We start from the raw sequence: 22,586 nt of genomic DNA on the forward strand, positions 1-22,586 counted from the left end.
TGACGGGGGACTGCTCGGCGCGGCGTGGCGGCAGCGGTTCCGGGCTACGCCCTTCACCGCTGCCGCCACGCCAGTACTCTCATCCTGATTGACGCGCTGCTCTCATCTTGTTTGACGCGCGGCAGCCCGAGCCCTCGCGGCGTGCGCTTGTGGCGCAACGCACGTTACGATGCCGGGCGCCGCGCCGTGGAGCGCGGCCGCTTCCCGGCCGGCGCGAAAAATGGGGCAAGGCGTGCGTGCTACCATTCTTCGATGTTCGATCCCGTCATTCGAAATACCGATCAATGAATTCCGAGACGCATTTCCCCGCATCGCCCGCCACCCTCGTCATTGCCTCGCGCGAGAGCCGTCTCGCGATGTGGCAGGCCGAGCATGTGCGCGATGCGCTGCACAAATTATATCCATCTTGCGAGCTACGAATTCTCGGAATGACGACCCAAGGCGATCGGATTCTCGATCGCACGCTCTCGAAGGTCGGCGGCAAAGGGCTTTTCGTGAAGGAGCTGGAGACCGCGCTGGCCGACGGCCGGGCGGATCTGGCGGTCCATTCGCTCAAGGACGTGCCGATGGATCTGCCCGAGGGCTTTGCGCTGGCTGCCGTCATGGAGCGCGAGGATGCGCGCGATGCATTCGTTTCGAACGACTACGCTAATCTGGCCGCGCTGCCGCCCGGCAGTGTGGTCGGCACCGCGAGTCTGCGGCGCGAAGCCATGCTGCGTCTGCGCTATCCCCATCTGGCGGTCGAGCCGTTGCGCGGCAATCTCGACACACGACTCGCAAAGCTCGACCGCGGCCAGTATGCAGCCATCATTCTGGCCGCGGCCGGCTTGAAGCGCCTGGGGCTCGGCGCGCGTATCCGCGCGCTGATCGATACGGACGAGAGCCTGCCGTTGGCCGGGCAGGGCGCGCTGGCCATCGAGGTGCGTGCCGATCGCGCCGACCTTGCCGCCTGGCTCGCGCCGCTCGATCACCGGCCGACGGCGCTCGCCGTGCAGGCTGAGCGCGCCGTATCGCGCAACCTGGGCGGCAGTTGCGACGTGCCGCTTGCGGCGCATGGCCACTGGGGCGGCGCCGGTAATCTGCATCTCGCGGGCCGCGTGTCGATGCCGGATGGCTCGCGCACAGCCTCGGCCGAGGTCGTCGCGCCGGTAGCGAGCGATGCCGAGGCACTGGCGCTCGGACGCCAACTCGCTGACGCGCTCGCATTGCAAGGCGCGCGCGAAATCATCGCGGCGCTGGCGGCGCAAAGCGGCGGCGAGTCTGCCGTTTGAGCCCGCGCGCCGCTCCGATGGCCGGCCCCGTTTCCGATCCGCAGGGCGGCGGCGATCGCACCCGAGAACCTCGCTCGTTTACTGCCGTTCTCACGCGCCCGGCCGGCCAGTCGGCCGGGCTTGCTGCGCGGCTGGCGCGAGACGGCATGGACGTGTTCGACTTTCCGCTCATCGAAATTGCGCCCGTCGAGGACCCGTTGCCGGTGCGCGATGCGCTGGCCACGCTCGAGCGCTATGCGCTGGTCGTCTTCGTTTCGCCGAATGCGATCGACCACGGGCTTGCCGAGTTGGGCCGGCCGTGGCCGAAGGCCGTGCCCGCCGCGGCCATTGGGCCGGGTAGCGTCGCCGCGCTGGCGCGGCATGGTCTCGCGCCACCCGCGATCGAAGTGATCTGTCCCGCGGGCGCCGATGCAGGCGAGGGGCGCGTCAATGGGGCCGGCAGCGGCAACGGCAACGGCGATGACGCCGCGAGCCGGCGGTTCGATTCCGAATCGCTCTGGGCCGCGCTCGAGGCGAGGTTCGGCCAAGGCGGCCTGGCCGGCAAGGATGTGCTGATCGTGCGCGGCGATGGTGGCCGCGAATGGCTGGCCGAGCGTTTGCGCGAGGCGGGCGCGAACGTTCAGGCCGTGGCCGCCTACCGACGCCGCATACCGCAAGCGAGCCCCGATGCATGGGCGCGCGCGCGCGCATTGTTGGCCGGCGTGCCGCATGCCTGGCTCGTGACGAGTTCCGAAGGCTTGCGCAACCTCGAGACGATGGCCCGCGCGCAATTATCGGCTGCCGAGTTCACCGCGCTCAGGCATGCTCCGCTCGTCGCGCCCCATCCGCGCATCGCCGAGACGGCGCGGGCATTGGGTTTTGATAGGATTACGCAATCCGGCCCCGGCGATGAACGTATCGCTGCGGCCTTGCGCGCCATTTCGGCATCGTCTCGCGCATCCTTCGATCAACCGGCTTCGGCCTCTTTTTCGGCTCCATTGCGCATGACAGACTCGAACCAGGATTCCCCGAACCCCGCCGAGCATGCGGCCTTTAACCAGCCGCCGGCCGGCGCGTTCGTCTATGACGAGCCGAAGCGTCGCCGGGGCGGCGGGGTGTTGCTCTGGATCGTCGTGTTGGCGGTGGCCTGCGCGGCCGGCATCGGCGCCTACGCGCTCAACCGCAAGGTAGACCGGCTCGACGCGCGCGTCGCGGCACGGCAGCAGGCGATCGACGCTCAAACGGCCGAGCTGCGCGTGAAGATCGATCAGGCGCTCGCCACGGTTCACCAGGTCGATGCGCAGTTCGCACAACTGCAAGGCAAGCTCGCCGATGCGCAGACCGCTCAGCAGGCGCTGCAAAAGCAGTATGAGGATCTGGCGCGCAACCGCGACGACTGGACCTTCGCCGAAGTCGAGCAGATGCTCTCGAGCGCGAGCGAACAACTGCAATTGACCGGCAACACGCAGCTCGCCCTCTTTGCGCTGCAAAGCGCGGACACGCGGCTGGCAGCGCTCGCGAGTCCGCAGGCGATGCTGATGCGCCGCGCGATCGCGCAGGACATCGATAAGTTGAAGGCGACTCCTTCGGTCGATTTGACGGGCCTGGCGATCAAGCTCGATGACGCGATTTCGCAGGTCGATTCGTTGCCGCTGCTGGGCGAGGCACCCGTGCCCCGCCCCGCACCGGCCAGCAGCGTACCGGCCGCGGTTGGCGCAAGCGCGGCCGCGGCCGGCGAGCCTCGCTGGAAGGTCTGGTGGCGCGAGGTGTCTTCGGCCGTCGGCGTTGAACTCAAGGGGCTCGTGCAGGTCCGCCGTATCGACAATGCCGACGCGATGCTCAATACACCTGAACAGGGCGAATTCATTCGCGAAAACGTGAAGCTGCGGCTGTTGTCGGCACGGCTCGCGCTGCTCTCGCGCAACCAGACGACGCTGAAGTCCGACCTGCAGGCCGCCGATTCCGCGCTCGCCCGCTACTTCGATGGCGGCGCAAGACGCGTGAAGTCCGTGCGCGCGCTCGTCAAGGAGGTCGATGCCGGTGCGGCATCGGTCGAGACGCCGAACATCAACACGAGCTTGCAAGCCGTGCACAACACCAAGAGCCGGGGGTAACCATGGCACTCAGGGGACTCTTGTGGCTCGCACTGCTTTTCGCGCTCGCGGCCGCGCTTGCGACCGTGGGGCACTTCGATGCGGGGCAGGTGCTGCTCGTTTATCCGCCGTATCGCGTCGACATTTCGCTGAATCTCTTCGTGGTCGGCATCGTGGTGCTGTTCGCGCTGCTCTACGCGCTCACGCGCATGGTGCGCAACATCTGGCAAATGCCGCGTCGCGTGGCCGCCTACCGGGCGCGCGCGAGAGAGGCCAAGGCGCATTCGGCGCTGCGCGAGGCCATCGGCAATCTGTACGCGGGGCGCTTCTCGCGAGCCGAGAAGGCAGCGCGTGAGGCGCTTGCCAGCGAGTCGAACAAGGGTGCGGCCGGACTCGTCGCGGCGGTGGCCGCCCATCGCATGCGCGAGTACACGCGGCGCGACGAGTGGCTTGCGGCCATCGAGGCGCCGGATTGGCAGGACGCGCGGCTCATGGTCAGCGCGGACATGCGCGCCGATGGCCGCGATCCCGAAGGCGCGCTGGCGGCGCTGACGGAAATGCAATCGCAAGGCGCTCGGCGTATTCATGCGCAGCAGATCGCACTGCGCGCGCAGCAGCAACTCAAGAATTGGGGCGAGGTCCTCAAGCTCGTGAAGACGCTCGAAAAGCGCGAGGCCATCCATCCGGCTGTCGCGGTCAGGTTGCGTCAGCAGGCCGCCGAAAACCTGCTGCGCGATCGGCGGCACGATGCCGAAGCGCTGTTGACGCTTTGGCGCTCGCTGGCACCCGTCGAACGGCAGTCGCCGCGGCTCGCCGATCTCGCGGCCGAACTGTTGATCGCACTGCACCGGCACGACGAAGCTCGCAAGGTCGTCGAAGAGGCGTTGCAGCACAACTGGGATGCCCGGCTGCTGCGCCGCTATCCGGAGACGGCGTTGCCCGGCGAAGCGCTGCCGCTGATCCAAAAGGCCGAGGCTTGGCGCAAAGCGCGCCCCGAGGACCCGGATCTGCTGTTCGCGCTGGGGCGCCTGTGCCTGCACCAGCAATTGTGGGGCAAGGCGCAGTCGTTCCTGGAATCGGCGCTCAGGCTCGCCGACGACAACGACGCCCTCGTGATCCGCACACACCGTGCGCTTGCACGGCTATTCGAACAGCTCGGCGATACGGGCCGGGCCGGCGAACACTACCGTGCGAGTGCGCTGGCGATGAAGGTCGTCTGACGGCCGTTGGGCACGCCTCGAAAGCGTGCTCGTGGGCGATTCAAGACACTCTGAAGGCGAAGTCTGCAATGTTGTCGGCATCGAGCTTCGCGTTGGTCATCGGATGTTTGGGATTGCTGACGAGATACTTGGCCAACTCCTTCATGTCCATGAACTCGACTTTCTTGTTGACGCTTGCGTCGAAGCCGCGTGGCGGTTCCGATGCGACTGTGGCCAATCCGATCACTTTCTGAGCCGGGTTGTTCAAGGACAGCTCCTCGCCGAAAAGACAAACCGATGCGTTGTCCTTGCTGAACTCCCCGTCGCCTTCGTGGTTGTAGATGGCCGCATCCTTGAAATCCAGGCGCTCGGCATCGGCCTTGGGAATGGGCCGCAACCGATCGAATGTCGCCATGATCTTTTCATAGGTCTCGATGTTCGCCTTGAGCGCGGCGACCGTGGCTCGCCGAGATCCGCCTGCGGCACGGACAACTGCCGATGCGATGTCTTCGGCCGATGCCCCCGGGTTCCGGATGTGGATTCGCCAGGCGTATTGACCATTGTCCTCGGCGTCGCTGCGAGCCGGCATCTCCAGTGCGCTGTCAGGTCCGGCGCGCCGTGTGCGATCGGCATCGACGGGACGCGAAGCCAGCGCGGCCGGTTGATCGGTCGTACCTGACGACGAAGCCGTGTGCTGACCCAGCGCGTCACGGAGCGCAAGAGCGAGCGGCGTGTTTCCGCCCAATCCGACTTCGAGCATATTGGGGAAATGCGGTCGCAAGACAGCCATCATCTGCCGATTCACACGCACTCCGTCCCGGTTGATCAACGCGGAGACGACGCGATGCGCATCGGTAAGGTCGACCCCTACGGTTCGCAACTGTCGAACGATGTCGCTTGCATCCAGTGCCGGCCCGCGCGGCGAGCCCTGGGATGGCGCAGCGGCGCCTGGCCGCGTTCCCCCGGCTGCTTGTCGCTGCGCACTTGCGCTGCCCCGGGTGTGCTCCATATGGCGGATTGCCCGGCTTACTTGCATCAAGGGATGATCGACGAGCGAGAGGCCCTCACCGATTCGGGTATCGATCCCGACGCGTTCCAGTGCATTCCTGACATGGGCGGGCAAGTCCTGCCCCCAAAGCAGAGTGTTGTCTATCGCGTCGCGCACTTGCTGCATGTCGATACCCGATCGGGCCAGTCGCTCCAGTGCCGCACTGGCCGGTCGCAGATCCGCTCGGTGGGATCGGGCCTGTCGTGTCGGCGTGTTCGCCCCGCCTGCACGAGGCGATGCGGGCGTTCTTCGCAATCCGCCACCCATCGCCCCCTGTCGCGGTGCTGTCGGCGCACGGGGGGGCGAAAAGGCCGCCCGCGGTGACGAGGTCGTCGCTCTGCCAAGCGCGTCGCGGAGCGCCACGGCGAGCGGATCGCCGTCATCGAGGCCAACCATCACCATACTGGGAAAATGTTGCCCTAAGACGCGCATCGTTCGACCGTCGACGCGCAGCGGCTCTCCGTTCATCAAACCGGATACGGTTTCATGCGCGCGACGGAGGTCGACACCGGCACCCCGAAGTTGTTCGACGATGCCATCCGCGTTTGGCGCGCCCGTGCGTTGTTCCAACCGCGGCGGCGTGGCGGCGCTTGGGGCCGCGGAGTTCGGACGCGAGCCGCTCGGCGCTCCTGCGCCCGAGCGGGACGGCGTTTGCTGCGCCATCACCTGTTCCCCGTGGCCGCGCGGCAGCGCCTCCAACCTCCGAAGTGCCGCGGCGGCGCCTCGCGGCGGCGTAGCCGGCGTGGAGCGAGCTTCACGACCCGGTGACGCTTGCGCGCCGACGCTGCCTTGCGCTTGCGGCGCCGCGTTCGTTGTCCGGAAGGGGCGCGTGAGAAAGCCTAATACGCCATGACGTCGGCGCTCGCCGGACGCTCGGCCGCTATCGTTGGACCCGTTGGGGCTTCGCGTCGGCGTTTCATTGCCGAGTCGCTCCGCCGACGGGGAGTGGGTGGGGCTCGTTCTACTGATTCCGGGCATGGTGCGTTTTCCTTCGGCCGACCGTTCTGGATACGGTTCCAGCCTATGTCGCGATGCCCGAATGTCTGCGCAATACCGGCGAAAGGCAACGGCCGCCGGCGAACCGCGCTGGCGGCGAGCATCGTCGATGCCTACTTGTTCACGAGCCGAGCCGGCACGCTCAGCGCGAGCAGTGCGCCGAGCACCATGAAGGCGGCGAGTAGATACATGCCCATGTCGTTGACGCCCGTGTCCTGTTTGAGCCAGCCCATCGCATAAGGACCGAGAAAACCGGCCAGATTGCCGATCGAATTGACCATCGCGATCCCGGCTGCGGCACCCGCGCCGGCGAGAAACGCCGTCGGCAAGCTCCAGAAAAGCGGCAGCGACGTGATGATGCCGGCCGTTGCCAGCGTGAGCGCCGCCATCGCCAGGGCCGTCTGATGGGCCCACGTCACCGAGAGGACGAGTCCGACCGCGCCGGCGATCGCGGGCAATGCGACATGCCAACGTCGCTCGCGCCGCTTGTCCGCGCTCCGCGCGACGAGCAGCATCGCGACGACGGCGGCGGCGAACGGAATCGCCGAGAGCAACCCGATGATGAACGCATCGGTGACACCGGTTGCCTTGATGATCGTCGGCAGCCAGAAGCTCACGCCATAGAGTCCGACCACGAAAGAGAAATAAATGAAGCTCATGAGCCACACGCGCGGGCTCGTCAGCACGGCGCCGAGTTTCAGATCTTCCTTGCCGGTGTCCTCCGCTTCGATGTTGCGAGCGAGCAATCGTTTCTCATCGTCGGTAAGCCAGCGCGCGTGAACGATGCGATCGTCGAGCGCGGCCAGTACGACGAGGCCCGCAATGATCGAAGGTATGCCTTCGAGCAGAAACAGCCATTGCCATCCATGCCAGCCGTTCGCGCCGTGAAAAGCCTTGAGGATGTAGCCTGAGATCGGACCGCCGACCACACCCGAGAGTGCCACGGCCGTCATGAACCATGTGGTCATGCGCCCGCGCCGGTTGGCGGGGTACCAGTAGGTGAGGTAAAGGATGATGCCGGGGAAGAATCCTGCTTCGGCGAGCCCCAGCAAGAAGCGCATGACATAGAACATGACGGGCGTGGTGACGAACATCGTCAACGCGGACACGAGCCCCCAGGTAATCATGATTCGCGCGATCCATACCCGCGCGCCGACGCGGTGCAGGATCAGGTTGCTCGGAACTTCGAAAATGAAGTAGCCGAGAAAGAAGATCCCTGCGCCGAGGCCGTAGACAGCGTCGCTCAGATGCAGATCGGTCGCCATCTGCAGCTTGGCGAAGCCGACGTTGACCCGATCGAGATACGCGACGAGGTAGCAGATCAGCAGCAGCGGCAAAATGCGCAGCGAGACTTTGCGGTAAGTCGCTTCTTCGAAGCTCGACGATAGCGCGTCAGCGGGTGTCGAGAGCGGGTCCACGCCCGCGCGAGGTTGATTCATGATGTGTCTCCTCCAATGGAGTGGGCGTTGGCAGCAGGCGGGCGTGCATACGCCCGTCCCGTGCGGGGCACTTGTTGTATGGAATCAGCGGCGATACGTGAGCGAAACGTGAGAATGCAATCCAGCGGCCGGAGCGGATGAAACCACCCCGGGGCACATCAAACGCAGCGTCCGCCATCGACTTCGAGGCACACGCCGGTAATGAATTCGGCTTCGTCGGATGCGAGAAAGAGCGCGGCGTTCGCGACATCCTGCGGCGTCGAAAACCGGCCCAGCGGAATGCCGGCCAAAAAACGTTGGCGGTTGGCGGGCGTGTCTTCCATGCCCATGAACTCGGAGAGCAACGCGGTCTCGCCGATCACGGGATTCACGCAGTTCACGCGGATGCGGTCGCTGCCGAGCTCGGCAGCCAGCGACTTGCTGGCGACGATGACGGCGCCCTTGCTCCCGTTGTACCAGACGAGGCCGGGGCGCGGACGCACACCGGCGGTCGAGGCGATGTTGACGAAAACGCCGCCGCCTTGTTGACGGAAGTACGGCACGAACGCTTGCACGCTCCAGAAGATGCTCTTTACGTTGACCGCATGCACGCGGTCGAACTCTGCTTCCGTCACGTCGAGGACAGGCTTGTTGCGGTGGGTGGTGCCCGCGTTGTTGACGACGATCTGCACGCTCTTGAAGTCTTCGAGCGCCGCCTCGCGTAGCGTTTGCCAATCGGCGAGCCGGGCCACGTCGCCCGCCACCGCGATCGCGCGGCCGCCCGCGAGCGCGATTTCGCTGGCGACACGCTCCGCGGCCGCACCGTTCAGATCGTTGACGACGACATTCGCGCCTTCGCGCGCGAATGTCCTGGCGATTCCTTCGCCGAAGCCCGAGCCGCCGCCCGTGACGATAGCCGTTTTGCCGGTCAGTCGCATCGTGTCTCCTGATTTTGTGTTTTGAGCGATAGTGCTCCGACGGCGCACGGCAGGCAAGAGGCAAATACGAGGAGCGCCAGGCGCGACGAGCGAAGGCCCGGCACGGCACGAACGCCGTTGCGTGCCGTGCCGCGCCGCCGGACAAACGATGAAAAGCAGCCTTGGATTCAGCCGTGACGAATCGCGATCGTCTTGAGCGTCGTGAAGCCGTGCAGCGCTTCGAAGCCTTTTTCCCGCCCGAATCCCGAATGCCCCGTGCCGCCGAACGGCAATTCGACCCCGCCGCCCGCGCCATAGTTGTTGATGAAGACCTGACCCGCGCGAATACTGCGCGCGAGCCTGAACTGCCGCGCGCCGTCGCGCGTCCATATGCCCGCGACGAGGCCGTACGGCGTGCTGTTGGCAAGGGCAACGGCATCGGCTTCGTCGTCGAAAGGCAGGGCGGCGAGCACGGGCCCGAAGATTTCCTCGCGCGCGATCCGATGCGTGCGGGGCACGTCGGCGAGCAGCGTCGGCGGCTGATAAAAGCCGCTCGGATGGGCTTCCGAGAGGATCGAGCCTTGTCCCGCGACACGGATGCCGTCGCGCTTGGCCAGCGCGACGAATTCCGCGACGCGCTGCTGTTGCCTCGCGTTGATGAGCGGGCCGCAATCGGCTTCGGTCTGCCCTGGGCCCGCGCGCAGCGCATCGAATGCGCAGGCGAGGCGGTCCACGAGCGTCTCGTAGATCGCGCGCTCGATCAGCACGCGCGAACCGGCGGAACAGGTCTGGCCCGCGTTCTGGAGAATGGCGGACATGAGCGTCGGCATGGCCGCGTCGAGGTCGGCGTCGGCAAATACGATCTGCGGCGATTTACCGCCGAGCTCGAGCGTCACCGGCGCATAGTGCTCGGCCGCCATTTGCGCGACCAGCGCGCCGGTCCGGGGAGAGCCGGTGAACGAGATATGGTCGATGCCCGGGTGGCGCGCAAGCGCGGCGCCGGCCTCGTCACCATAACCGGTGACCACGTTCAGCGCGCCCGCCGGTAGGCCGGCTTCGGCGGCAAGCGAGGCCATGCGCAGGACCGACAGACAGGCGTCCTCCGCCGGCTTCACGACGCAGGCGTTGCCGGCTGCGAGCGACGCGGCGATGCTGCGTCCGAAAATTTGCATCGGATAGTTCCACGGCACGATGTGCCCGGTCACGCCGTGCGGTTCGCGCACGGTAAGCACGGTGTATCCGTTTTGATAGGGCAGCGTCTCGCCGTGCAGCTTGTCCGCGGCGCCGGCATAGAATTCGAAATACCGCGCGAGCGCGGCGGCATCGGCGCAGGCCTCTCTGAGCGGCTTGCCCGTGTCGCGGGCCTCGAGTTCGGCCAGCTCGTCGCGGTGGGTCGTGACGAGTGCCGAGAGGCGGTACAACAGGCGCCCCTTTTCGGCGGCGCTCAACAAGCCCCAGGGCCCCTCGAACGCCGTGCGCGCAGAGTTCACTGCCGCATCGATATCGGCGGCGTTGCCGCGCGCAATGCGCGTGAAGACTTGTCCCGTCGACGGGTTGACGACATCGATGGTTTCTCGGCTCGACGGCGTGATCCATTCACCGCCGACGAAGTGTTTCGCTTCCTCCATGCAAGGCTCCCAAGTTAAGTCCGAACCGTCAGTCGAAACGCAGCGAGCGTCGATTATCGCGCCGATCGCCGAGGTGCAGCCGCCAAAGTGCGCGTTTGCCGCTCGGCTATAATGGCGCGCAGCGCTTATGCCGGGGCCGCCGCAATACGTTTGATTCGGCCGCCCGACGCTTTCCTTTCACTTCCCTCACGAGAACGTCATGAGCTTCAATCACGTCCCCCCGGGCAAGGATCTTCCGCAAGACTTCAACGTCATCATCGAAATCCCGGCGCAGAGCGATCCGGTGAAATACGAAGCGGACAAGGAACTCGGTCTGCTCGTCGTTGACCGCTTCATTGGCACGGGCATGCGCTACCCCGTGAACTACGGCTATATTCCTCAGACGCTTTCGGGCGACGGTGACCCCGTCGACGTCCTCGTCATCACGCCGTTCCCTCTGATTCCCGGATGCGTCGTACGTTCACGCGCGCTCGGAATGTTGCAGATGACGGACGAGTCCGGCGTCGATGCGAAGCTCGTTGCGGTGCCGCACGACAAACTGTGCCCGATGACGGCGGACATGAAATCGATCGACGACGTTCCGGCGTACCTGAAGGATCAGATCAAGCACTTCTTCGAGCAATACAAGGCGCTCGAAAAGGGCAAGTGGGTCAAGGTCGAGGGCTGGGCGGGCATCGACGCGGCCCACAAGGAAATCGTGGACGGCGTGGCCAACTACAAGAAGTGATCCGTCGTGCCGCGCGCCGTGCGCGCGGCACGCTCCAACACCGACGCGAGCGTGAGTTCGCCCGCGGCCAGCGCGCGCTTTTGCGTCGGTGACAGACGCTTGACCCGATATTCGGCGCGCAACGCGCTCGAACGATCGTCGAGCTCGAATTTCGCCAGCACGCATATCGGTTTGCGCGCACGCGTATATCGCGCGCCGGTGCCGTTCGCGTGCTTGGCGAAGCGCGCGTCGACGTCCGTCGCGATGCCGGTATAGACGCTGCCGTCGGCGCATTCGATCAGATAAAGAAACCAGGCCATCGTGGGTCGTCGTCGAACCGGAGTTCGCTATTTTTTGAACGGATTGTGCTCGCGCAATTCGTCGACATGCGCTTCGATCAGATTGGCCTCGTTATCGAGAAAGCGTCCGACGGCGTCGGCGAACGCGGGATGGCCGAGCCAATGCGCTGAGTGCGTGACCTTCGGCATGAAGCCGCGCGCCATTTTATGTTCGCCTTGCGCACCGCCTTCGAATACGGCGAGCTTCTCTTCGATGCAAAACTCGAGCGGCTGATAATAGGCCGTTTCGAAGTGCAGGCATGGGACGTGCTCGACGGCGCCCCAGTAACGGCCGTAGAGCGTGCCGCCCGTTCGCTCGTCGCGCTGATAGACGACGAGCGAACTCGCGATCGGCCGGCCTTCGCGCTCGGCGATGACGAGCAGCAGGTTTTCGGGCATCGAAGCGCCGATCGTGCGGAAAAACTCGAGGTTCAGGTACGGCGACGAAAAGTGCTCCCGGTACGTTTGCCGATAGCAGCGCGTGAAAAAACGCCAGTCGTCGTCGGTCGCCTGTTCGCCTCGCACGCGGCGCAGCGTCACACCGGCGTCATGGACCTTGCGCCGCTCGGCGCGGATGTTCTTGCGTTTTTTCTGCTCGAGCGTCGCGAGAAAATCGTCGAAATCGCGGTAGCCCGGGTTCACCCAGTGGAACTGGATGCCTTCGCGCAGCATCATGCCGAGCGCCGCTAGCGTATCGGCTTCGTCCGCCGTCGGGAAAAGCACGTGCAGCGACGAGACGTCCGATTGCTCGGCGAGCGTGATGATCGAAGCGGCGAGCTGACGCCGGGCTGCGTCGTCGACAGCGATGAGCCGGGTGCCTTGTACGGGTGTGAACGGCACTGCGCAGACGAGCTTCGGGTAGTACTCGAGTCCATTGCGCTGATACGCGTCGGCCCAGGCCCAATCGAAAACGTACTCGCCGTACGAGTGGCTCTTGACGTAAAGCGGCGCCGCTGCCGCGAGCGCGCCGCTCGTGGCATCGACGAGTGTGACGAAGCGCATCGCCCACCCGGTACGCTCGGTCGTGCAATGCGTTGCAGCGAGTGCGCTCAGAAATTCGTGACGTAAAAACGGCGTCGGTTGCGGCTGCCGTGCGAGCAGCGCATTCCACTGGCGTGCGTCGACCTCGTCCAAGGACGACAGAATGCCCATGCGATAATCGATGCGTTCGTGTTTCACTTGTGTAGACCGTGTTCGTCGCCGGTTCGTCGCAGCATGCGAGCGGTCATGGTAATGCAATCCGCCACGTCGCGATGCTGCGCGTCGAATGAAGCCTGTCTCGGACGCGGCGTAAAATCGTGCCATTCCATCGAAGACCGAAACGAGGCTCAGCCATGAAACGCATTACCGCAATCATCAAACCGTTCAAGCTCGACGAAGTGCGCGAGGCGCTCGCCGAAGTGGGGCTGACGGGCCTGACGGTGACCGAGGTCAAGGGTTTCGGCCGGCAAAAAGGGCACACCGAACTTTATCGCGGCGCCGAATATGTCGTCGATTTCCTGCCCAAAGTGAAGATCGAAGTCGTGGTCGCGGACCGGCAGTGCGATCAAGTGATCGATGCCATCATCGGTGCCGCGCGCACCGGCAAGATCGGCGACGGCAAGATCTTCGTGACCGATGTCGAACGCGTGATCCGTATCCGCACGGGCGAAGAGAACGAAGCGGCCGTTTGAGGTCGCGGCCGGGCCTGCGAAAGAGCTCATGCCCGCAAACATAAAAAAAACGGTGCGATGCCCTGACGGACACCGCACCGATACGCGCCTCTCGCAGCAGCGTTAAAACTGATGAAGTAAAACTTTTCTGACTACCCCGTTCGATTAGAACGTGTGCTGGATACCAGCATAGACGCCGGTCTGGCTGTGGCCATGCAGCGGGTTCTCGTTGTAGCCAGCAGCGGTGTTGCCGCCGTTGCCGAACGCGTTGGCATCCAGACCGAAGTTAGCCGACTTGCTGTTGCGCACCGTCGCGATCTGGAGATCGAGCAGTGTGCGCTTGGACAGGTTGTACGTGCCGCCGACGGTATAGATCGTTGCGTTGCCGAAGCCGTGGTTCGTGTTCACGTGGTAGACGGCGCCGATCAAAGCCGCAGCCGGCGTTGCTTGCCACGTCACGCCACCCCACTCGTGATCGATCGAGCTCGGGGCGGTTACGCCACCCGTGAAGCCAGACGTACGGAGGGCCTGGTAGACACCTTGAATCTTGAACGGTCCGAGGAACACGTTCACCCCAGCCGTGTACTCGCGCGAGAACGAGAATGCACCGTCGGCGCCGCTCAGGACACCGTTCGCCGGATTGCGGATTTCGTCATAGATACCGCGCACCTGGAAGATCGGGCTCGTGTACGTCACTTGCAAGCCCGCTTCGCGGCCTTGTGCCGTCGTGCCGTTGCCGTTCCAGCTCGTCGCGTTCGACAGCGCGTACTGGCCGTAGACGTCGAAGCCGCCCCAGTTCGGCGATTGGTACGCGACGTTGTTGCTCGATTGCGGCCAGTTGCGGCCACGCACCAGCGATGCCGACGACCAGTTCGATTGACCGAACGGATCGAAATCCCACACGCCGTTGGCGATGTAGAGCATCCGGCCCATCGTGAACGTACCGTAGTTGGCGTTAGACAGGCCTACGGTTGCCCAACGATTGAAGAGACCGCCGCCGCCGGGGCCCGCGCCGGTCATCGTGTTGAAGCTGCCTTCCAACTTGAACACGACCTTATTGCCGCCGCCGATGTCTTCCGTACCCTTCATGCCCCACAGGCTCGTGCCCCAGTCGCCGCTTTCCGCGCGCCAACGCGAGGTCGATCCGGTGTAGCTGGCGTTCGGCAAGCCGCTGATGTACTCGATACCCGCATCGAGGCGGCCATACAACGTCACGCTGCTTTGAGCGTGAGCGATGACGCCTGCCGACATGAGTGCCGCGGCGAGCAATGCTTTCTTCATCTTCTCCTCCATACCCTGTCAAAAAGTGAAGCCATACTGCGAATAGCGCCCGGGCGGCGTGAGACGTCCGGGCGGGAATCCGACTTCAGGGAGATCGCTCGCGGAAAAGGGCGCGACCGGCGCGCTCTGGTGGCCGTTCCGGTCCGCTCCGATGGCGGAACGGCGTCTCCTTCTTTGAAGTAAAACTACATTTGTGGTGTTGCGTTTTGCTACTTTGGTTACTAATTTAGCAAAAATAGACAGGGGTGGGTATAGAAATCCGGCTAGCGGACGGACCTGTCGCCAAATTGCCATAGGGTTGTGTCCCGTTATGCAACACCGGTGCGGGACGCACCGCGCTAACCCTTGTGCCATAAGGGGCGGGCGATCGGCCGCAGGTTGAGTCCAGGAATTTCGCTATTGACGTGGGAAATTGGCGGAGGTAATGCGTCGCGCCAATGAAAAAGGCGCCGAGGCGCCTTCGAAGCTCGGGAGGGAGGCCCGCCGCCCCGTGGGCGGCACCGGCGCGCGCAATGGCTACTTGAGGCTGCCGGACAGGAATTGCCGGAGCCGTTCGCTTTTGGTGTGGCCGAAGACATCGTTGGGCGCGCCTTCTTCTTCGATGTGCCCCTGATGCAAAAAGACGACATGGTTCGAGACGTTGCGCGCGAAACTCATCTCGTGCGTCACGACAATCATCGTGCGTCCTTCTTCGGCGAGTTTCTGCATGACTTTCAGCACTTCGCCGACGAGCTCCGGATCGAGCGCCGAAGTCGGCTCGTCGAAGAGCATGACGTCGGGATGCACGGCGAGTGCGCGCGCGATCGCCACGCGTTGCTGCTGCCCGCCCGACAGGTGCGACGGATACTGCTTTTCGAGCCGCGGCGCCAACCCGACCTTCTCGAGATACGTACGCGCGCGTTCCTCGGCTTCGCGCCGCGGCAGCCCGAGCACGTGAATCGGCGCTTCGACGACGTTTTCGAGCACCGTCATGTGCGCCCACAAATTGAAGTGCTGAAACACCATCGCGAGCTTCGTGCGCATGCGTTGGAGTTGCTTGGGATCGGCCGCGCGCAGCGCGCCGGACCGGTCCTTCCGGGTCAGTATCTCCTCGCCGTCGACGAAGATGCGCCCGGCGCTCGGCTGCTCGAGAAAGTTGATGCAGCGAAGCATGGTGCTCTTGCCCGAGCCCGACGAGCCGATGACGCTGATGACGTCTCCCGCATTGGCCTTGAGCGAGACGCCTTTGAGGACCTCGTGGTCTCCGTAGTACTTGTGCAGTTCGTCGATGAAAAGCTTTTGCATCGGGTGAGATCCGGGTTACTTGCCAAGCGGGCGCAAATAGGCGAGCCAATGTTGTTCCGCGCGACGGAAGAGGCCGACGAGCGCGAACGAGATCGCCAGATAGAGCAGGGCGGCGATGCCGAACGCGTGAAACGACATGTAGGTGGCCGAATTGACGTCGCGTGCGATCTTGAGAATGTCGGGCACTGTCGCGGTAAAGGCGACGGTCGTCGCGTGCAGCATCAGGATGACTTCGTTGCTGTAAAGCGGCAGGGCACGGCGCAGCGCGGACGGCAGGATGATGCGCCGATAGACCGTGAAGCGCGACATGCCGTAGGCGCGCGCGGCTTCGATCTCGCCATACGCCGTGGCCTTGATCGAGCCCGCGAAGATTTCGGTCGTATAGGCGCAGGTGTTCAGCGTGAAGGCGAGCAGCGTGCAGTTCATGCCGTCGCGGAAGAACTCATTGAGCAGCGCGTGCGACCGTACCACTTCGAGGCTATAGAGGCCGGTATAGCAAAGCAGCAGTTGCACGTACAGCGGCGTGCCGCGGAAGATGTACGTATAAAGCCAGACTGGGCTCGAGATCAGGCGATTCTTCGATACGCGCGCCACCGCCAGCGGCACCGACAGGCAAAAGCCGATGCCGATCGATACGACGAGCAGCCACATCGTGATTGCCAGCCCGGTGATGCGAAACCCATCGGTGAAAAGATAATTGCGCCAGTACTCGTGAATCAGCTCGATCATGGCTTATAGCTCGGCACGGCGCACGCCGATCGAATAGCGCTTCTCGAGCCACAGCAGCACGAGATTCGAAACGGTCGTGATCGCCAGATAGATCGCGCCTGCGATCAGCGTGAAAAAGAAAAAACGCAGCGTGCCCTTGCCGGCGTCCTGCGCGGCTTTGACGACATCGGCGAGCCCGATGATGGACACGAGCGCCGTTGCCTTGACCATGACTTGCCAGTTATTGCCGATGCCGGGCAATGCGAAGCGCATCATTTGAGGGAACATGATGCGGGCAAAGACTTGCCAGCCGGACATGCCGAACGCGCTGCCCGCTTCGAGCTGCCCACGCGGCACCGAAAGGAAGGCGCCGCGGAAGGTCTCGGTGAAGTAGGCGCCGTAGATGAAGCCCAGGACGATGACGCCTGCCACGAACGGATCGATGTCGATCTGGTCCCAGCCGATCAGATCGGTCAGATCGTTGAGCCAGATCTGAATGCTGTAAAAGAGCAGCAGCATCAGCACGAGGTCGGGCACACCGCGCACGAGTGTCGTGTAGCCGGTCGCCAGCACGCGAGACGGACGATTCTTGGAAAGCTTTGCCGCGGCGCCGACGAGGCCGAGCGCGAATGCGAACGCGAGCGAAAGCACCGCCAGCTTGACGGTCTGCCAAGTGCCGGCGAGGATCAGCGGGCCGTAGCCTTCAAGAAACATGTTGGAGGTGCAATCCTTGACGGTGTGCGAAACAACGCGCGACCCGAGATTCTAGGTGGCCAAAAATGGCATGCCCCGGCCGCAGTGCGCGATTTTTCGTCCGGCGTGGCCGGCTCGACGGCGAGCAAGTCTCGGTCGCACTACCGGCTACCGGAGCTCGCCCCCGCGAAAAGCGCGGTATTTTACCTCAACCCGGATGCGGCGCTACTGCGGGGGAACCCGCGCGCCCGATTCGACGATTGCGGGTGCAACCGGGTAGTGCACGAAAAAAGCGCCGCGGCCATTCGGCGCGCGGCGGCTCGAGGGGCCGTCAGGCGTTTGCGGGCGCCATGCGGGGCGCCGGGGACCCGCTGCGCTACGCCCTTTAGCTGTACGGCGGGGCTGGACGGGCGCGGTTCAAGGCGCCGTCGGCTGGCCGCCGGCGCTGCCGGCGCCATGATGCTGCCGCCAGAAGTCACGCATCTTCTCGTGGCGTGACTCCATCTTCGCGAAGTGTTGTTTCAGCTCTGTACTGACGGTCGTCTTTTGCTGATCGTCGAGGCTGTCGTAGAAAGCCAGCCATGCCGTGGCCGTCTGCTCGTGAAGCGCGTCGCTTTGTTGGCGAATCTGCTGATGCGTAGCGTGCAGTGCATCAAGATCGAGGATCGGCTGCTGCTGCGCCGCCTTGAACTGCTCGCGCATCTTGTCGTGATTGGCGCGCTCGGCTTCATGGTTTCGTTTCATCGTCGCGAGCGCCGTCTGCCATTTCTGCTCCTGTTCAGGTGTCAGCGCAAGCCGGGCGTGCAGCGCGTTCAAGCGCTCCATCATGAATGGACCGTGCCCATGCCAGCCCCCCGGGCCGCCTTGCATCGCGGCCCCGTCGGGGCCGGCCGGCGACGCATTGCCGCCGGCGGCAAAGGCAGTGCCGAACGTGACGGCGAGCGCGGCGGCTGCGGTAGCGAGATAGCGGGACGATCCGCGCAAGATCGGGTTCATCGAATACTCCTTCATGGAAAGTGAAGCGATGCGAGGACACCGGCCATGCGGCGCCACGAACGCTGCGTGAAGACTAGCCTTCGCAACGAAGCCGGCGTGTTACGCGCGTATCGGGGCCCGTTACGTGCGTTTACGTCCGGCTTTCGCCGTAACCTTCCGTAACCCTTTCACCGCGCCGGGCCCGTTACGGGGACCTGGCTCGCGCTAAACTTCGCGCCATGACTACTCAAATCCTCATCGTCGACGACGACGCAGAATTGCGCGATCTGCTGCGCGACTATCTCGTGCGGCAGGGCATCGAGGTGTCGGTGCTCCATGACGCTGCCACGCTCGAGCGGCGGCTCGAGCGCGAGCGCCCCGATCTCATCGTGCTCGATCTCATGATGCCCGGCGTCGATGGGCTCACCGCCTTGCGCAAACTGCGCGCCTCGGGCGACGACATTCCCGTCATCATGCTGACGGCGCGCGCGGACGACGTGGATCGCATCGTTGGCCTCGAACTCGGCGCCGACGACTATCTCGGCAAACCGTTCAACCCGCGCGAGTTGCTTGCTCGCGTGCAGGCCGTCTTGCGTCGCCGCCGCACGGTACCGTCCGCGGCGCCCGAACAACGCGAGCCGTTCGCGTTCGGGCGTTTCGTGCTCGACTTCGAGAGCCGCACGCTGACGATGGACGGCCGCCCGCTGACGTTGTCGGGCAGCGAGTTCGCGCTGCTGAAGATCTTCATCAACCATCCGATGCGCACGCTCACGCGCGAGCGGCTGCTGGAGCTCCTGCACGGGCCCGAGTACGACGGCACGGACCGCGGCATCGACGTCCAGGTCTGGCGTTTGCGCCGAATCCTGGAAACCGATCCGTCGGCGCCGCGCTTCGTGCAGACCGTGCGCGGACGCGGCTATGTCTTCGTGCCGAATGGCGAGCCCAATGCGCCGACCCATTGATTCGCTGTTCGGGCGGCTGGCACTGCTCGTCGTAGCGGTACTGCTCATCTCCCACTTTGCCTGGTTCACGCTGATCCGTGTCGAGCGCAGCCACGCCCAGGCCCGCTACGCCGTCGAAGAGGCTGCATTCCTCGTGGAGGCCGTGCGCGAGCATGTCGCACGTGCGCCGAACCAACCGCTGCCCTCGCGCGTGCGCGCGATCGATACGGCCAGCCCCGATGTTCCGCCGCCGCGCCGCGATCTGCCGCCCGCGATCCTGCGTTTCGTCGACGAGTTCCGCGACCGCCTGCCTGCGGGCTCGGACGTGCGGATCGGCCCGCCCGGGCATCCGCCGATGCTCTGGGTCCACGAGGCGGGCGATTCGCACTGGATCGTCGTGCCGATGCTTTCGCTGCATCCGCCGCGCTCGCTCGATCGCATGGTGCTCTGGCTCGCGGTCATCTTTTCCGCGGCGGTGATGTGCGCACTGTTCGTGGCGTGGCGGCTGCAACAGCCGCTCAGGGCGCTCAGTTCGGCCGTCGCGCGCTTCGGCCGCGGTCAGCCCGTGCCGCCCGTACCCGAGCGCGGTCCGCGCGAGCTGCGCGCGCTCACGCATGGCTTCAATCAGATGGTGACCGAGGTATCGCGCGCGGACAACGACCGCGCCATCATGCTCGCCGGCATCGCGCACGATCTGCGTACTCCGCTTGCGCGCATGCGGCTGCGCGCCGAAATGATGGACGACATCAAGCAGCGCGATGGCGTCGTGCGCGACGTCGATTCGATGACGCACATCGTCGACCAATTTCTCGTTTTTGCGCAGGACGGCGTGGATTCGAGCGAGCCCGTCGAAGTCGACGCTCAGTGCGAACGTCTCGTGCGCAGCTACCGTGCGGTTGCGCCCGGCGCGCCGCCCGTGCAGACCGCGTTGGCGGCGGGACCGGGCTTCAGGCTGCCGACGGCCACGCTCGATCGCGTGCTCTCGAACCTGCTCGACAATGCGCATGCCTATGGCGCACCGCCCGTCGTCGTCGAAACGGTGCGCATGGCCGACGGATGGCTGCTCGCCGTCAGCGATCACGGCCAAGGCATCGCGCCGCGCGACCTCATCGACGCGAGCCGGCCGTTCGTGAGGCTCGATCCGGCCCGCGGCGGCAATGGACACAGCGGCCTCGGGCTCGCGATCGTCGAGCGGCTCGTGCGCCGCATGGGTGGCGAGTGCGAAATCGGCAATGCGCAGGACGGCGGTTTGCGCGTGACGATGCGTTTTCCGCGCGACGTGCCCGTGAGCGCGGCGGCGTAGGGCCGGCCGCCGTGCTATTGGAACAGCGTATCGAGCGCTGAGGCGGCCTCGCTGTCGACGGTGTTGTATGTCACGCTATCGGCGCCGAAGATGTAATGAGTCGTGTACTTGCCGAGCCGCGCCAGAATTTCTTCCTGCACCGCTTCGGGGGCGGCGTCGAACTTCAGATACCACGCGGTCGAAGACAGGCGGGTCTGAAATGCGCCGTACTCGGCCATCAGATGATCGAACGCATCCGCGTCCTGGTCGCGACAGATGATGACCAAATTGCCCTTCATGCGAACCTCCAGGTAGATCGATCGGCGGCTTCGTGCCAAGAAAGGACGATGATACCCGGTCTATCCGTCAAGGCGCAGTCGATTGGCCGATCGGCCGAGCTTGGCCGCCGCGGGCCCTACCGGTGGACCGCCGCGTTTGCCGGCGGCGGCGCGACATGCGCCGCGAAGGCCGCTGAGCGATCGCGGCCTGCGGCCTTCGCGTTATAAAGGGCCCGGTCGGCCCGGCTGATGAAGCGCTCCAGCGTGTCGTCGTCGGCCAGACCGGTCACGCCGATGCTGACGCGCAGGTCGACGGCGTCCGGCAGCCTCGGGGAGCGCTCCTCCCGCAGCGTTTCACGTATGCGTTCGGCGACGGCCAGCCCTTCGGAGAGCGAGGTGGCCGGCAGCAGGATGGCGAATTCTTCGCCGCCCAGACGGCCGATCGCATCGGTCGCCCGTAGAATGGTGCGGCAGCGCCCGACGAAGTGCTCGAGCGCGTAATCGCCGATAGTGTGGCCGAATCGATCGTTGATCTGCTTGAAGTGGTCGAGATCGGCGATAGCCACGCAAAGCGGTGTGCCGCGCGTGCGCGCAGCGTCGATCTCGCGCTGCAGCAGGCTGAGGAAATATCGCCGTGAGAGGGCACCGGTCAATGCGTCGTCGCGGGCCTCCGCGGATAACTGGGCGTTCGAGGCCTGGAGCTCGCTCGCGAGACGGCGCGCCTCGCGATGATGGCGTTTCTCGCGGCGGTACGAGGCCGCGATCGTGGCAGCCAGCAGCAGCGAGCCCATCAGCGCGGCGAAAGTCAGCCCGCGAATATTGATGCGCTCATCGAGTAAATGCTGCCAAAGCGTGATGGGCGTGAGCAGATGCACCGAGAAACCCGAGTTGATCCCGTTGCGCATGACGTAAAGCGAGGGCGGACCGGCCGCCTGCAACTCGACCATCTGGTTGGCCAACGCCGCGGGTACCCAGGGCGCGCTGCGCGCCATGCGGGAACGCAGCGGAGCGATATCGAGCACGGGAAAGCTCGAGCGGCGGTAGCTGTCCAGGCGTTGGGCCGTGTCCATATGGGTAATGCGGGCTCCGGGCAGGCGATAGCCTTCGAACCGGCTTTCGTTGGCCATGACGACGACGCCGTTCTCGTCGGCGACGAAGGAGCCCGGTGCCGCGACCCAGTGCCGCAGCCTGCGTAATCCGATCTTCGCCACGATGGCGCCGACGAGGGTGCCATCGCTGTAGACAGGGGCCGAGAGGAACACTCCGTTCTCGCCGCTGACGCGCCCCACGGCGTACATCTGGCCATACGCGCCGAGCAGCGCCTCTTTGACGTAGCCCCGGTTCGAGAGATCGACGCCGACGCACGACAGGCGCTCGAACGCGTCGCTGGAGGCGACGCACAGGCCGTTCGTATCGACGAGCCACATATTGTCTAGCCCGGCAAAGCCGCGCACGTCGTGCAAGAACGCGTCGGCTCGGCGTAAGGCGGGCACGGCGAGAAGTCGCGCCCGGCGTTCCGCTTCCTGCGCCGCGCGCTTCTCGGGAAGACGGTACGCTTGCGCGAGCACGCGCTGGATGACCGGCGTTTCCGCGAGCGTGGCCGGAATGGCGCGTGCCATCGACAGATCGCTGGCGATGATCTGGGCGATGTTGTCGGCCGTGGCGAGCGAGAGCTGCGACTGCCCGCGCACCGTATCGTTCAGATCGTGCAGGACCATCTGGTCAGCGACTTGACCAGCGACGAGCCAACAGACGAGCATGCCCATGACGGCGCTCGCCCCGACCATCATCCAGTGCAATGTTTTCTTGTTCATCGACTCCCTGGTCCATGCGTACTGCCCGCGCCGGGCGGCGCGACAATGGGGCCGCATGCCGCTCCCAACGCCCCGCCGGCTTTCA

At 65.0% G+C, this 22,586-nt stretch carries 20 protein-coding genes; 7 read left to right on the top strand and 13 right to left on the bottom strand.

The window, feature by feature from the left end:
- The first annotated feature begins 284 nt into the window (after nucleotides 1-284).
- Genes hemC through GWC77_RS22935 form a run of 3 tightly spaced genes read left to right on the top strand, consistent with a single transcriptional unit; the run spans nucleotide 285 to nucleotide 4,563 of the window.
- The gene (gene hemC / locus GWC77_RS22925) at nucleotides 285-1,271 is read left to right on the top strand and encodes a hydroxymethylbilane synthase (protein ID WP_173260598.1); all 987 of its coding nucleotides are present in this window, start codon (nucleotides 285-287) and stop codon (nucleotides 1,269-1,271) included.
- Nucleotides 1,272-1,288: 17 nt separating this feature from the next.
- Nucleotides 1,289-3,364, top strand: a complete 2,076-nt coding sequence (hemDX, locus tag GWC77_RS22930) for a fused uroporphyrinogen-III synthase HemD/membrane protein HemX (RefSeq protein ID WP_173260600.1) — start codon at nucleotides 1,289-1,291, stop codon at nucleotides 3,362-3,364.
- Between the two features lie 2 nt (nucleotides 3,365-3,366).
- The gene (locus GWC77_RS22935; RefSeq protein WP_173260602.1) at nucleotides 3,367-4,563 is read left to right on the top strand and encodes a heme biosynthesis protein HemY; all 1,197 of its coding nucleotides are present in this window, start codon (nucleotides 3,367-3,369) and stop codon (nucleotides 4,561-4,563) included.
- Nucleotides 4,564-4,603: 40 nt separating this feature from the next.
- On the opposite strand, the gene GWC77_RS30330 is transcribed toward GWC77_RS22935, so the two are convergent.
- The 4 genes from GWC77_RS30330 to GWC77_RS22955 form a co-directional block, all read right to left on the bottom strand.
- Nucleotides 4,604-6,568, bottom strand: a complete 1,965-nt coding sequence (locus tag GWC77_RS30330) for a hypothetical protein (RefSeq protein WP_367949082.1) — start codon at nucleotides 6,566-6,568, stop codon at nucleotides 4,604-4,606.
- A gap of 131 nt (nucleotides 6,569-6,699) precedes the next feature.
- Nucleotides 6,700-8,025, bottom strand: coding sequence for an MFS transporter (locus GWC77_RS22945; protein WP_173260606.1), 1,326 nt, complete (start codon nucleotides 8,023-8,025; stop codon nucleotides 6,700-6,702).
- 158 nt (nucleotides 8,026-8,183) lie between these two features.
- The gene (locus GWC77_RS22950) at nucleotides 8,184-8,942 is read right to left on the bottom strand and encodes an SDR family oxidoreductase (protein WP_173260608.1); all 759 of its coding nucleotides are present in this window, start codon (nucleotides 8,940-8,942) and stop codon (nucleotides 8,184-8,186) included.
- Nucleotides 8,943-9,109: 167 nt separating this feature from the next.
- The gene (locus tag GWC77_RS22955) at nucleotides 9,110-10,549 is read right to left on the bottom strand and encodes an aldehyde dehydrogenase family protein (RefSeq protein ID WP_173260610.1); all 1,440 of its coding nucleotides are present in this window, start codon (nucleotides 10,547-10,549) and stop codon (nucleotides 9,110-9,112) included.
- A 199-nt stretch (nucleotides 10,550-10,748) separates the two neighbouring features.
- Here GWC77_RS22955 and ppa point away from each other — a divergent pair, with 199 nt between their 5' ends.
- The gene (gene ppa / locus GWC77_RS22960) at nucleotides 10,749-11,276 is read left to right on the top strand and encodes an inorganic diphosphatase (protein ID WP_173260612.1); all 528 of its coding nucleotides are present in this window, start codon (nucleotides 10,749-10,751) and stop codon (nucleotides 11,274-11,276) included.
- On the opposite strand, the gene GWC77_RS22965 is transcribed toward ppa, so the two are convergent.
- Nucleotides 11,264-11,575: a GIY-YIG nuclease family protein gene (locus GWC77_RS22965; protein WP_173260614.1), complete on the bottom strand. Its 312-nt coding sequence runs from the start codon at nucleotides 11,573-11,575 to the stop codon at nucleotides 11,264-11,266. The two genes, ppa and GWC77_RS22965, sit on opposite strands and share 13 nt — an antisense overlap.
- Nucleotides 11,576-11,602: 27 nt before the next feature.
- Nucleotides 11,603-12,772, bottom strand: coding sequence for a GNAT family N-acetyltransferase (locus tag GWC77_RS22970; RefSeq protein WP_173260616.1), 1,170 nt, complete (start codon nucleotides 12,770-12,772; stop codon nucleotides 11,603-11,605).
- Between the two features lie 155 nt (nucleotides 12,773-12,927).
- Here GWC77_RS22970 and GWC77_RS22975 point away from each other — a divergent pair, with 155 nt between their 5' ends.
- Entirely contained in the window at nucleotides 12,928-13,266 is a 339-nt protein-coding gene (locus GWC77_RS22975) for a P-II family nitrogen regulator (protein ID WP_173260618.1), read from the top strand.
- Nucleotides 13,267-13,410: 144 nt separating this feature from the next.
- Here the strand turns inward: GWC77_RS22975 and GWC77_RS22980 are convergent, their stop codons facing one another.
- The 5 genes from GWC77_RS22980 to GWC77_RS23000 all read right to left on the bottom strand — a co-directional run bounded on the left by GWC77_RS22980 (nucleotide 13,411) and on the right by GWC77_RS23000 (nucleotide 18,207).
- Nucleotides 13,411-14,526, bottom strand: a complete 1,116-nt coding sequence (locus GWC77_RS22980) for a porin (protein ID WP_173260620.1) — start codon at nucleotides 14,524-14,526, stop codon at nucleotides 13,411-13,413.
- Between the two features lie 516 nt (nucleotides 14,527-15,042).
- The gene (locus GWC77_RS22985; protein WP_173260622.1) at nucleotides 15,043-15,810 is read right to left on the bottom strand and encodes an ABC transporter ATP-binding protein; all 768 of its coding nucleotides are present in this window, start codon (nucleotides 15,808-15,810) and stop codon (nucleotides 15,043-15,045) included.
- A 15-nt stretch (nucleotides 15,811-15,825) separates the two neighbouring features.
- Nucleotides 15,826-16,539, bottom strand: a complete 714-nt coding sequence (locus GWC77_RS22990) for an ABC transporter permease (protein WP_173260641.1) — start codon at nucleotides 16,537-16,539, stop codon at nucleotides 15,826-15,828.
- Between the two features lie 3 nt (nucleotides 16,540-16,542).
- Nucleotides 16,543-17,232 (bottom strand): ABC transporter permease, encoded by a 690-nt coding sequence (locus GWC77_RS22995; protein ID WP_173260643.1) that lies wholly within the window; start codon nucleotides 17,230-17,232, stop codon nucleotides 16,543-16,545.
- Between the two features lie 396 nt (nucleotides 17,233-17,628).
- On the bottom strand, nucleotides 17,629-18,207 hold the full coding sequence (locus GWC77_RS23000) for a periplasmic heavy metal sensor (protein ID WP_173260645.1): 579 nt from the start codon (nucleotides 18,205-18,207) through the stop codon (nucleotides 17,629-17,631).
- Between the two features lie 218 nt (nucleotides 18,208-18,425).
- Here GWC77_RS23000 and GWC77_RS23005 point away from each other — a divergent pair, with 218 nt between their 5' ends.
- Nucleotides 18,426-19,148: a response regulator gene (locus GWC77_RS23005; protein WP_173260647.1), complete on the top strand. Its 723-nt coding sequence runs from the start codon at nucleotides 18,426-18,428 to the stop codon at nucleotides 19,146-19,148.
- Complete coding sequence (locus GWC77_RS23010) at nucleotides 19,132-20,430, top strand: ATP-binding protein (RefSeq protein WP_173260649.1); 1,299 nt, start codon at nucleotides 19,132-19,134, stop codon at nucleotides 20,428-20,430. The genes GWC77_RS23005 and GWC77_RS23010 overlap by 17 nt, the downstream gene beginning before the upstream one ends.
- A 14-nt stretch (nucleotides 20,431-20,444) precedes the next feature.
- On the opposite strand, the gene GWC77_RS23015 is transcribed toward GWC77_RS23010, so the two are convergent.
- Both GWC77_RS23015 and GWC77_RS23020 read right to left on the bottom strand, forming a co-directional pair.
- Nucleotides 20,445-20,708, bottom strand: a complete 264-nt coding sequence (locus tag GWC77_RS23015) for a hypothetical protein (protein ID WP_173260651.1) — start codon at nucleotides 20,706-20,708, stop codon at nucleotides 20,445-20,447.
- Nucleotides 20,709-20,824: 116 nt separating this feature from the next.
- Nucleotides 20,825-22,501 (bottom strand): sensor domain-containing diguanylate cyclase, encoded by a 1,677-nt coding sequence (locus tag GWC77_RS23020; RefSeq protein ID WP_173260654.1) that lies wholly within the window; start codon nucleotides 22,499-22,501, stop codon nucleotides 20,825-20,827.
- Nucleotides 22,502-22,586 lie beyond the last annotated feature (85 nt).

The sequence above is a fragment of the Paraburkholderia sp. NMBU_R16 genome (assembly GCF_013282575.1).
Taxonomy (GTDB): domain Bacteria; phylum Pseudomonadota; class Gammaproteobacteria; order Burkholderiales; family Burkholderiaceae; genus Trinickia.